The 10,791-nt window shown below is 74.8% G+C and carries 11 protein-coding genes and 1 pseudogene; 3 read left to right on the forward strand and 9 right to left on the reverse strand.

Annotated elements, in window-relative coordinates:
• Window positions 1-30 precede the first annotated feature (30 nt).
• From VGI02_RS01785 to VGI02_RS01820, 8 genes and pseudogenes are all read right to left on the reverse strand, one after another.
• Window positions 31-881, reverse strand: a pseudogene (locus VGI02_RS01785) (MFS transporter); the annotation flags it as partial.
• A gap of 52 nt (window positions 882-933) precedes the next feature.
• Window positions 934-1,830 carry a universal stress protein gene (locus tag VGI02_RS01790; RefSeq protein WP_331625513.1) on the reverse strand — a complete coding sequence of 299 codons (897 nt, stop codon included), beginning with the start codon at window positions 1,828-1,830 and terminating at the stop codon, window positions 934-936.
• Window positions 1,827-1,994 carry a hypothetical protein gene (locus tag VGI02_RS01795; protein WP_331625514.1) on the reverse strand — a complete coding sequence of 56 codons (168 nt, stop codon included), beginning with the start codon at window positions 1,992-1,994 and terminating at the stop codon, window positions 1,827-1,829. Before VGI02_RS01795 ends, VGI02_RS01790 begins: the two co-directional genes overlap by 4 nt.
• A 21-nt stretch (window positions 1,995-2,015) precedes the next feature.
• Window positions 2,016-2,972, reverse strand: coding sequence for a VldE C-terminal domain-containing protein (locus VGI02_RS01800; RefSeq protein WP_331625515.1), 957 nt, complete (start codon window positions 2,970-2,972; stop codon window positions 2,016-2,018).
• A 285-nt stretch (window positions 2,973-3,257) separates the two neighbouring features.
• Window positions 3,258-4,352 carry an NAD(P)/FAD-dependent oxidoreductase gene (locus VGI02_RS01805; RefSeq protein WP_331625516.1) on the reverse strand — a complete coding sequence of 365 codons (1,095 nt, stop codon included), beginning with the start codon at window positions 4,350-4,352 and terminating at the stop codon, window positions 3,258-3,260.
• Between the two features lie 9 nt (window positions 4,353-4,361).
• Window positions 4,362-5,513: a hemolysin family protein gene (locus VGI02_RS01810; protein WP_331625517.1), complete on the reverse strand. Its 1,152-nt coding sequence runs from the start codon at window positions 5,511-5,513 to the stop codon at window positions 4,362-4,364.
• The gene (locus VGI02_RS01815; RefSeq protein ID WP_331625518.1) at window positions 5,510-6,871 is read right to left on the reverse strand and encodes a hemolysin family protein; all 1,362 of its coding nucleotides are present in this window, start codon (window positions 6,869-6,871) and stop codon (window positions 5,510-5,512) included. Before VGI02_RS01815 ends, VGI02_RS01810 begins: the two co-directional genes overlap by 4 nt.
• Before the next feature lie 7 nt (window positions 6,872-6,878).
• The gene (locus tag VGI02_RS01820) at window positions 6,879-7,343 is read right to left on the reverse strand and encodes a PPOX class F420-dependent oxidoreductase (protein WP_331625519.1); all 465 of its coding nucleotides are present in this window, start codon (window positions 7,341-7,343) and stop codon (window positions 6,879-6,881) included.
• A gap of 190 nt (window positions 7,344-7,533) precedes the next feature.
• Between VGI02_RS01820 and coaA the strand changes: the two genes are divergently transcribed.
• From coaA to VGI02_RS01835, 3 genes are all read left to right on the forward strand, one after another.
• Entirely contained in the window at window positions 7,534-8,469 is a 936-nt protein-coding gene (gene coaA / locus VGI02_RS01825; protein ID WP_331625520.1) for a type I pantothenate kinase, read from the forward strand.
• Window positions 8,470-8,606: 137 nt separating this feature from the next.
• Window positions 8,607-9,083, forward strand: coding sequence for a MarR family winged helix-turn-helix transcriptional regulator (locus tag VGI02_RS01830; RefSeq protein WP_331625521.1), 477 nt, complete (start codon window positions 8,607-8,609; stop codon window positions 9,081-9,083).
• Between the two features lie 115 nt (window positions 9,084-9,198).
• Entirely contained in the window at window positions 9,199-9,810 is a 612-nt protein-coding gene (locus VGI02_RS01835; RefSeq protein ID WP_331625523.1) for a mycothiol transferase, read from the forward strand.
• On the opposite strand, the gene VGI02_RS01840 is transcribed toward VGI02_RS01835, so the two are convergent.
• A complete protein-coding gene (locus tag VGI02_RS01840; RefSeq protein WP_331625524.1) occupies window positions 9,701-10,720 on the reverse strand; it encodes a DODA-type extradiol aromatic ring-opening family dioxygenase in 1,020 nt (339 codons plus the stop codon). The genes VGI02_RS01835 and VGI02_RS01840 overlap by 110 nt on opposite strands.
• Window positions 10,721-10,791: the final 71 nt, after the last annotated feature.

Raw genomic sequence — 10,791 nt, forward strand, 5'->3', positions numbered from 1 at the left:
GGGCGCCGCCGGGAGGGCTGGAGGTTGGCCTCAGTTCTGGATCGGCGCGTCTGCCGAGACCGCGGTGGCGTCGGCGGGGCGATTCCGGGCGATCCGCGCGCCCACCAGCACGGCCACGGCGGCCGCCGCCACCATCGTGAGGCCCACCACCCACAGGCCCGCGCGCTGGGAACCGGTGAGGTCGGCGAGCCAGCCGGTGATGTAGGGCGCGGCGAAGCCGCTGACGTTGCCGAGCGAGTTCACCAGCGCGATCCCGCCCGCGACGGCCGCGCCGGTGAGGAACCGCGAGGGCAGCGCCCAGAAGGGGGCCAGGGCGGCGCAGACCCCGACCGCGCACACCGTCACCGCGATCATCGACGGCGAGCGGAGGTAGAGCGCGACCGGGATCGCGAGGCCGCCGATCAGGGCCGGGGCGGCCACGTACCGGGACGTCCCCCGCACCCCGCGCGCCGTGTCGGCCCGGCGGCCCCACAGCACCATCGCCGCGACGACATAGGGGATCGCGGTGACCAGGCCCCGCTCGACCACCGAGAGCTTCGTCCCGAACTGCTGCTCGAAGCCCGCCACGATCGTCGGCAGGAAGAACCCGAGCGCGTAGAGCCCGTAGGTGATCCCGAAGTACACGAACGCCAGCGCGAGGATCAGCGGGGAGGTCAGGGCGCGGCGCAGCGTCCAGTGACCGGCCTCCCGGGTCCGGGACGCCTCCGCCTCCAACCGCGCGACCAGCAGGCGCGCTCGTCGTCGGGAAGCCAGCGCGCGTCGGCGGGGCGGTCGGTGAGGTACCAGAACGTCACCGCGGCCAGCAGGATCGCCGGGATGCCCTCGACGAGGAACATCACCCGCCAGCCGGACAGCCCCCACACGCCGTCCCCGCCCACGATTGCTCCGGGGCCGGCGTCAAGACCGTGTGAGCACGGACGGTCCGGGACCGGCTCAGTGCGCGTGCACGATGGCCGCGGGTACCGGGGCCGCCTGCAGGATCGCCCCGAGCCGGTCGCCGAGGAAGAAGCGGGTCGCGGCGCCGGGGGAGCCCCCGACGACGAGCAGGTCTCCGGGCTCCCAGTCGGCGGCGTGGACCGCCTCGTCCCAGGTCGCGCCGGCGTGCACCCCGGTCTCGGCCGCCAGCCCGAGGTCGGCGAGCGCGTCGGTCTGCGCGGCCGCGATCTGGTCCGACCAGGTCGCCAGCCCGGAGGTCGCCAGCCCGGAGGTCTCCGGGTCCGGGCCCTCCGCGGGCGAGAGGTTCGGCCGACGGCGCACCGCGAACGACGCCACCCGCAGCGTCGCCGACGACCTGCCGGCCAGCTCCACCGCCGCCGCGAGCACCCCCGGCGAGTCGGTCGTGCCGTCGAACGCGCAGGTCACACGGGTGATCGGCTCGCCGGGGAAGGCGCCGTGGCCGCGCGCCAGGACGACCGGCACGGGAGAGCTGCGGGCCACCCGGACCGCGATCCGCCCCGACCGGTCCGGGTCGGTGCCCAGCACGACGGCGGTGACCCCCGGGGTCGCGGCCGCCTCGAGCAGCGCGTCCGCGACCGACCGGCCCCGGACGGTCACCCATCGCGCGGTGAGACCGGACTCCTCGAGGATCCCCTCGACGGCGGCTTGCGCGACCTCCGCGGCCGGGTCGCCCTCGACCGGGACCGAGGCGGGCGCGTCGACGTCGATGGCCTCGCCGGCCTCCTCCACGTCGGGGGGCACGCGTGAGCCGGGGGTGACGACGACCGCGACGGTCACGTCCTCCGCCCACGCGATCGCCAGTCGCGCCGCGAGGCCGACGGCGCCGCCCGCGTCGTCGCGGGCATCGGGCGAGAGACCCACCAGCAGGGTCACGCCGTCACCTCCCCGGCGTCGTCGGCCGCGACCGAGGACTCGGGTACCGCGTGGCGCACCGGGGTGAACACTGGAGTGATCATGCCCTCGCGACTCGTCGCGTCCGGGATCCGGGTCGGCCCGTGCCCCGTCGCCGCCGTGATACCGACGATCGCCAGGGGCACGGCCGCACCCTAACGCCGACATCAGCCGCAGGTACGCAACGCCGAGACGTCCGGATCTCCGCCGCGCTCGAAGGAGATGTGGACGTGGTCGCGGTGATTTGCGGTGTCGCCGCCCCGGTCCTCCATGTCCTCCCAGCCCGAGCCGGTGTTGATCTGCTGGTTCCAGATGACGTAGCTGACGCCGAGGGCGCCGCGGTTCTCGAGCACGCAGTCCGCGATCTGGTCCCCGCTGCGCGTCATGACGTCCAGCGCGTAGCCGCCGGGGTGGTCGGAGGTGTTGCCCCGGCTCCCGACCCCGAGCAGCTCGTGGCCGGGGAAGACGCACTCCAGGGCGTTGCCGACGGTCTGCACCGTGGACGCGACGCCGCCGTAGTCGCCGCTCGCCCCGCAGCTGGTCACCCGCGCGGCCCGGTCCGCCGCGGCGTCCTGCTCCGCACGCTCCGCGGCTGCGACCCGGGCGGCCTCGGTCCGGGCGCGCTCGGCGGCCGCGGCGTCGTCGGCCTGGCGCCGCACCCGGTCGCCGGCCTTGATCAGGTCCGCGGACGCGGCACCGACGTCCGGACCGGCGGAGCCGGGGTCCACGGCCACCACCGGGCTCACCGCGGGAGCGGGAGCGGCGGCGTCGGTGCCGCCGAGCCGCGTCGAGTCCGAGGACAGGGCGAGGCGGGCGTCCTGGACCGGTAACTGCAGCACGGCGGGACCGACGACGGCGAGCGCGGCCGCGGTGACGCCCGCGGCGGCGAACCCGTGACGGCGTCGGCCGGCGGGCGCCGCCGGGGGTACCGCCGCCCGGTGCCGCCGCGAGGGGCCGGACGCGCGGGCGATGGCGGCGAGGTCGAGCGGGTTCGTCGGGGGATCGAGCGTGGAGGTGCCGAGGCGTGTGACCGGGGAGGCGGGGGAGCGGGGAGCGTCGTGCCGGGAGCATGCGCGGTCGATGCCGACCGCGCCACGGCCCCGGGGGGAGCGATGCCGTGACACGTCTGCCCTTCGTGATCGTGCACGGTGCCGGGGCGGTCCCGGTACCGGGGACGGCCGACCGTCCGGACCGTCGGGGTCGGTCCGGGAGCCGGGGAGGAGGTCGCTCGCCGGGAGCACCACGGTGGGGAGCCGTGACCTTCTCGTGACCGTTCCTTGGCCGACGGTAGGGCAGCGAGTGCGGTCCGCACCGGCGTCACGACGGCCGGGAGAACGGCGTCGGCAGGCGGTCGCTCGAACCGTCGGGTTCTCAGGGAACCTCTCAGCCGGGCTGCGGCCGGTGTGAGCTCAGCAGTTCACGCGGCGGGCCAGCGCGCGCCCGAGCAGGGTCCCGGAGCGCCACGCCGTCTCCACCCGGGGGCGGCCCCAGGAGTCCCCGACGACGGCGATCAGGTCGTCGTCGAGGTGGAACGGGGCGTCGTCGGTGGTCTCGTGGGGGACGGCGGGGCTGGCGTAGGTCCAGCGGTGGGCGTGGCTCCAGGCGGGCCGACGGTCGAGGTCGAGCAGCGCCGACACCGCGTCGATGACCGTCGGCACCACGGTCGCCGGGTCGTCGAGGTGGCGGCGCGCGGTCTCGCCGGTGGTGTGCGCCACCAGCACCGGCGCGCCGTCGCCGCGCCGCGACCCGTCGTCGGCGACGAGCACGAGGTCGGGGTGGTCGTTGACGAACAGGGCCGTGAAGTCCTCGTCCCAGCAGCGCTCGTCGAAGCCCAGCGCGACCGCGATCACCGGGTCCCACTCCCGTCCCGCGAGCACCTCGGCGCTGCGCAGGGGCGGGCCCACGAGCCGGGCCGCCTGCGGATCGGGCATGGCGAGCACCACCGCGCACGCCGCCTCGCCGTCGACGGCAGGTCCGGGCGTCACCGAGCCGACGGTGCGGTGGGTCTCGACGGTCAGGCCCTCGGCGAGGTCGGCGGCCAGCGAGCGCAGCCCGCCGGGGGCCGCCCACCGCTGCGGGCCCGGACGCGCCTCCCATGTGCCGTCCCCGCCGCGCGCCGCCAGTGTGTCGGTCCAGGGGCGGGCGAGGCCGCGCTCCTGCCAGGACCCGACGAGCGCCGCGAACTCGTCCGCGGCGGGCTCACCGGAGCGGGACACGGTGAAGTAGGCGGCGCCCAGGTCGACCGGCCGGGGGGCGACAGGGCCGGTGGGCGTGGTGGGGGCGCCGTCGGTGTCGCGAGGCAGCGGTGGACTCGCCATCCGGCCGCCGGGGTGTCCGGCGCGCTCGAGCACCCGCACCGCCACGTCGGCCGCGGCGAGCGCCCGCGCACAGGCGAGCCCGCTGATGCCCGCCCCGACGACGATGACGTCGGTACGGTGCGGGGCGTCGGACATCCCGGAGGCGGCGACCATGCCGGACAGGTCCCCGTCCCCGTCCGGATCCATGCCGGTTCCTCAGGCCGTACCCCGCGTGGCCGAACGGGCCACGTGGGTGCTGTCGCGCACCGTGCCGACGTACTCCTCGACGAGGTCCTCCAGGGCGACGACGCCGACGGTCGTGCCCTCGGCGTCGACGGCCCGGGCGAGGTGGGAGCCCTCCCGGCGCATCGTCGCGAGCGCCTCGTCGACCGGCGCGGACACGGACAGCCGCGGCAGCGCCCGCACCCGCTCGGCGGGCACCACCTCGTCGGGGCCGCCGCCGAGGTCGAGGACGTCCTTGATGTGCAGGTAGCCCGCGAGCTCCACGCTGGGAGCGACGCCGGTCTGCCGGGGGAGCACCGGGTCGGTGCCCGGGTCCAGCGGGTGGGTGTCCAGCCGCGGGTGGGCGTCCGGGGCCTCGGGGGCCTGCACCGGGTAGCGGGAGAAGCCGGTACGGGCCACGGCCTCCTCGAGCGCGCCGACGGTCGGGTTCGCGGGGAGCACGGTCAGCCGCTCGCGCGGGATGAGCACGTCGGCCGCGGTGCGCTCGGCGGTGTGCAGGGCCTGGGTCAGGCGCCGGGTCTGGGAGGCGTCGAGCAGCCCCTCGCGTCGGGACTCCGAGAGCATCTCGGCGATCTCGGAGGGGGTGAACGCCGATTCGCGCTCGTCCTTGGGCTCCACCCCGAGCAGCTTCAGCACGTGGTTGGCGATCCAGTTCAGCGCCACGATCACCGGGCGCGCCACCTTGAGGAACATCACCAGCGGCGGCACCAGCCACACCGCGGTGTTCTCGGGGCCGGCGATGGCGATGTTCTTCGGGACCATCTCGCCGATCACGATGTGCAGGACGGTCACGACGAGCAGCGCCACGACGAACGCGATCGGGTGCACCAGGGCCTCCGGGACACCGAGCGGGGAGAACACCTCCTCGATCAGGTGGGCCAGGGCGGGCTCGCCGAGGGCGCCCAGGGCCAGCGAGCAGATGGTGATCCCGAGTTGGGCGGCGGCCATCATCATCGACAGGTGCTCGGTGGCCCGCAGGACGGTGGCCGCCCCGGAGGTGCCGGCGTCGACCATCGTCTCGACCCGGTCGCGCCGCGCGGAGATCAGCGCGAACTCGGCGCCGACGAAGAAGGCGTTGAGACCCAGGAGCCCGACCATCGCGAGCAGCGCGACCCCGTCGTTCATGGCGTCATCCCAGCGGAGTTCGAGGGCTCGGCGGGGGAGCCGGCCGCGGGGTCCGGGCCGGTGATCCGGACGTCGGCGATGCGACGGCGGTCCATCCGCGTCACGACCAGCGTCCGGCCGTCGTGGGTCACCTGGTCGCCCACGGAGGGGATGCGGCCCAGCTCGGCGAGCAGGAACCCGGCGAGCGTCTCGTAGACCTCGGAGTCGGGGAACGACCAGCCGACCAGGTCGGAGAGCTCGTCGGGTCGCAGCGTCCCCGAGACGATCCAGGTGTCCGGCCCGGCGTCGCGGAACCGGGCGGCCTCCCCGCGGTCGTGCTCGTCGCGGACCTCGCCGACGATCTCCTCGACGAGGTCCTCCAGGGTGACGATCCCGGCCGTCCCGCCGTACTCGTCGACGACGACGGCCATCTGGAAGCCGGCGCCGCGCAGGCGGTCGAGCAGTTCGTCGCCGTCGAGCGAGTCGGGCACCGTCGTGGGGGTGCGCATGAGGTTGCGGACGAACTGGCCCCCGCGCCGGGCCCGCGGCTCCGCGAACGCCTGCTTGACGTGCACCACGCCCCGGACGTCGTCGAGGTCGCCCTCCACCACGGGGAACCGCGAGAACCCGGTGCGGGCGGCCACGGCGAGCAGGTCGTCCACGGTGTCGTCGACGGTCAGCGACTCGACCCGCATCCGCGGGGTCATCAGTTCGTCCGCGGTCCGTTCGCCGACGCGCAGCGTCCGGGCCAGGACCGCGGCCGTGCCCTCGTCGAGCGTGCCCTGCTGGGCGCTGGTGGCCACCAGCGAGCCCAGTTCCTGGGGCGAGCGCGCCGAGCGCAGCTCCTCGGCGGGCTCGACCCCGAGCCGGCGCACGATCCAGTTGGCGGCGCCGTTGAGGACGGAGATGAACCACCCCAGCACCCGCGAGAACCCGGCCTGGACCCCGGCCACCGTCCGCGCGGTGCGCAGCGGCGCGGCGATCGCGAGGTTCTTCGGGACGAGCTCGCCGAAGACCATCGACAGCGCCGTCGCCAGCACCAGGGCGATCACGGCCGCCGTGCCCGCCGCGGCGGCCACGGGCAGCCCGACGTCCTCGAGGACCGGCGAGATGAGCGTCGCGATCGCGGGCTGGGCGAGGTAGCCGGTGACCAGGGTCGTGATCGTGATCCCGAGCTGGGCCCCGGAGAGCTCGAAGGACAGGTTGCGGTGGGCGGCGGCGACGGCCTTCGCCCGCCGGTCCCCGACCTCCGCGACGTGGTGGTCGACCTGACTGCGCTCGAGCGTGGTCAGTGAGAACTCGGCCGCGACGAACACCGCCGTGCCGAGCGTGACCGCGACGACCCCGACGAGTCCGAGCACCGAGAGCAGGACGTCCACCGCGTGCTCAGTCCTTCTGCAGGCGCGCCGGGAAGCCCCCGGTCGCGATCGGGCCCCAGCGCTCGACGGTGAGCCGGACGAGGCACTTGCCCTGCGAGGCCATGGCCTCCTTGTACTCCTCCCAGTCCGAGTGCTCCCCGGAGATGGAGCGGAAGTACTCGCACAGGGGGTCCAGGGCCTCGGGCAGGTCGAGCACCTCCGCGGTGCCCTCGACGTGCACCCAGGGGCCGTTGAAGTCCTGCGAGAGCACGCACATCGTCACGTACGGGTCGCGCCGGATGTTGTGCACCTTGGCCCGCTCGGGATAGGTCGAGACCAGCAGCCGGCCCTGGTCGTCGATGCCCAGCGTCACCGGGGAGGTCTGCTCGCCGCCGTCCTTGCGCCTGGTCACCACGATCGCGTGGTGCCGGGTCCGCAGGAACTCCGTGAGCTCTTCGCGCCCGACGCGGTCGTTCGTCGCCGTGTTCGCCACGGTGTCCAGCCTACGGCGGGGCGTCCTGATCACCCGCCCGGCGGTGATCATTACGGTGGGGGCGTGACCAGCGACGGAGGGCACGGGGCCCTCCCGGGACGGGCGGTGCGCCGATTCGGATACGGGGCGACGTGAGCCTGCAGACAGCCGGTGGCGGGCGCGGGGGTGCCCATGACCAGAATGTCGGCCCATGAGCGGGTCCCCGTTCGTCGACTTCGACCGTGCCTCGTGGGCCGCGCTGCGGGACGAGCACGGTGACCTCCCGCTGACCGCGGGCGAGCTCGAGGAGCTGCGCTCCCTGGGCGACCCGGTGGATCTCGACGAGGTGCGCGACGTCTACCTGCCGCTCTCGCGGCTTCTCGACCTGCACGTCCGGGCGAACTCGGGCCTGCTCGAGGCCTACCGCACCTTCCTGCGCCAGGACGAGGAGCCCACCCCGTTCGTCGTCGGGATCGCGGGGTCGGTGTCGGTCGGCAAGTCCACCACCGCGCGCCTGCTGCGGCTGCTCCTCGCGCGGTGGGAGGACCATCCGAACGTCGCGCTGGTGACCACCGACGGCTTCCTGCTCCCCAACGCCGAGCTGGAGCGACGCGGGATCATGGCGCGCAAGGGGTTCCCGGAGTCCTACGACCGGCGGGCGCTGCTGCGGTTCGTCTCCGACATCAAGGCGGGCAAGCCCGAGGTCTCGGCCCCGATGTACTCCCACCTGGTCTACGACGTGCTCGACGAGCAGCGCCCGGTCGCGCGCCCGGACATCCTGGTGCTCGAGGGCCTCAACGTGCTGCAGCCCGCCCCGCAGTCCGGGGAGCGGGCGAGCGCGCTCGCGGTGAGCGACCTGATCGACTTCTCGATCTACGTCGACGCCCACCCCGCCGACGTCCGCCGCTGGTACATCGAGCGCTTCCTCGCGCTGCGCGAGACCGCGTTCCGCGACCCGGCGTCGTACTTCCGCCGGTACGCCGAGATGGACAGCGAGGGCGCGCGGGCGCGGGCCGCCCAGCTGTGGGACGAGATCAACGGACCGAACCTGCGGGAGAACATCGCCCCCACCCGGTCGCGCGCCGGCCTGGTCCTGACGAAGGGTCCTGATCACTCCGTGCGACGGATTCGTCTCCGTAAGCTCTGACCGGTCCACGGACGGCGGTACTCCGGGTTCCGGAAAGGGACGAAAGAGTCACGAAACACCTGCCCGGTGGTATGTGCGCAGCCTAAGTAGTGCGATGATGGGGTATGGCTGGTGCTTCCTCCTCCACTGCGTCCGCGGTGGCCCCGTCCGTGGGCCGGCCCGGATCCGGGTCCTCCGACCCGCCGGAGCTCGACGACCCGATGCTCCCTGCGCGCCTGCGGCTCGCGATCGGCAGGCTGAACCGCCGCATCCGGGTGGACGCCGCCGCGGTCCTGCCGCCGCTGCAGACCTCGGTGCTGGTGACGCTCGAGGAGCACGAACCGCTGCGCCTCTCCGAGCTGGCCCGCCGCGAGGCGGTCACGCCCCCGACCATGAGCCGGGTGCTCGCCGCCCTCGACGACGCCGGGCTGCTGGTGCGCACCCCGGACCCGCAGGACGCGCGATCGGCGCTCGTGGAGCTCTCGGCGGAGGGCCGGTCGATGATCGAGCGCCTGCGCACGGAGCGCACCGCGGTCCTGGCGGAACGCCTCGAACGGCTGGCGCCCGAGCACCGGGAGGCCCTCGCCGCGGCCGTGCCCGCGCTCGAAGCGCTGGTCACGCTGCCGGCCGAGTAGTGCGCGTGGGTTGTCGCGCGCGATCCGGCCGGGCATGCTCGGGCCTCGCCCCCTCCGGGTGCGGCGTCCTGTCGGGACGACGCCCGGCCCCGGAACGCCCGACGGCGGGACGAGAGTGAGCTTCTCAGACCACGACACCACCGACATCGCGCCCGACCCCGGCGCCCCGGTGGTCTTCCGCGCCCCGGTACGGCGCCTGCAGCCTCCGCAGGTCGCCGACGAGCGCGAGGCGCTCGAGGGCTGGCTGGACTACTACCGCGCCCAGGTCGTCCTCGCCCTCGACGGCCTGCCCGCCGAAGCCCTGCGTCGCCGCGTCCCCGAGTCCGGGCCCAGCCTCACCGGGATCGTCAAGCACCTGACCGACGTCGAGCACACCTGGCTCGTCGAGCGCTGGGGCGAGCGCGGCGGGCGTACCGCCTACGCCATCAGCTACGTCGACGACTCCGACGAGGCCTTCCGCGTCAGCGACCTCGACGATCCCGATGCCCTCGTCGGCGCCTACCAGGAGGCATGCGAGAAGGGCCGGGACGCGCTCGCAGGCGCGGAGTCCCTCGACGACGCGGTGCGCGACGACCGGCGCGGCCACATCGAGCTGCGCTGGATCCTGTTGAACCTGATCACCGAGACCGCGCGGCGCTCGGGACAGGCCCAGGCGCTGCGCGAAGTGCTGCTGGCCGCCGAGGAAGCCCGGATACCGGGAAGGACGTCCCCAGCCCCATCCCCGTGATCCACTCCGGCACCCGCTCGTACCCGATGGCCGCCAGGCCGCCGCCCACCGCCGCCAGGCCCACGAGCCACGTCCGGATCTCCTGACCGCCACTGCCCGCCGCGGCCTCGATCCCGTCGTGACCGAGCGCCGCCACCGTGTCCAGGTCGCCCTCGGTGAGCCGGTCGAGGAACCAGCGGTCCCAGCCCGCGTTGACCGGCGCGTCGGGGTCCCCGGCCATCGCGCGCACCCGCGGCTCCCGCGCCGCGGCGAACCCGACCGCGTCGCGGCGCCCGTGGATGAGGGCGGCCCGCCGCTCGCCGACCATCGCGGGGTCGCGGGGATCGTTCGAGGGCAGCCAGTGCGAGAGCCCGCCGCTCGCGACGACGAGCACCCGGTGGGGCTGCGGTGCGCCGCGCAGCGCGTCGCCCAGGGCCCGGCCCAGGGCGACGCAGCGGGCGGGCGTGGGCAGCGGCGGGGCCGCGGTGTTGAGCACCAGCGGGACGATCGGGATCTCGGCACCCTCGCCGTGATCACCCCACCCGCCCAGCATCTCGTAGCTCTGCACGATCCCGTGGTCGACGGTGAGCGAGTAGGACAGCGCCAGGTCGAACCCCGCGTCCGCCACCGCGTCGCGCACCGCCCAGGCGAGCGCCCCGGCCACCGGGAGCGCGCCCGCGCGGCTGCCGAAGTCGCCGAACCCCACGGCCTCCTCGACGCCCAGGGTGATCGGCGGCATGACATCGTAGAAGTTGCCGTGGAAATGGTCGGGCCCGATCACGACGACGGCGTCCGGGGCCAGGGCGGTGACCGCGTCCCGCACCCTCCCGACGTCGGCGAGGAAGGTCGCGCCCGGGTCGTCGGGCCCGGGGGGCATCAGGCTCGCGAAGGGGGAGTGGGACATCCCGACGAACCCCACGATCTCGCTCACGCGTGCTCCCCGGCCCGGAAGGGGGCAGCGCCCAGGAAACGACGGTGGACATCGACGAACTCGCCCGGTTT

It is taken from the genome of Actinomycetospora sp. (assembly GCF_036497245.1).
Taxonomy (GTDB): domain Bacteria; phylum Actinomycetota; class Actinomycetes; order Mycobacteriales; family Pseudonocardiaceae; genus Actinomycetospora.

Coding starts and splice junctions, on each gene's coding strand:
- VGI02_RS01805 (WP_331625516.1), bottom strand. CDS start 4,352: ATGGATCCGGACGGGGACGGGGACCTGTCCGGCATGGTCGCCGCCTCC.
- VGI02_RS01810 (WP_331625517.1), bottom strand. CDS start 5,513: ATGAACGACGGGGTCGCGCTGCTCGCGATGGTCGGGCTCCTGGGTCTC.
- coaA (WP_331625520.1), top strand. CDS start 7,534: ATGAGCGGGTCCCCGTTCGTCGACTTCGACCGTGCCTCGTGGGCCGCG.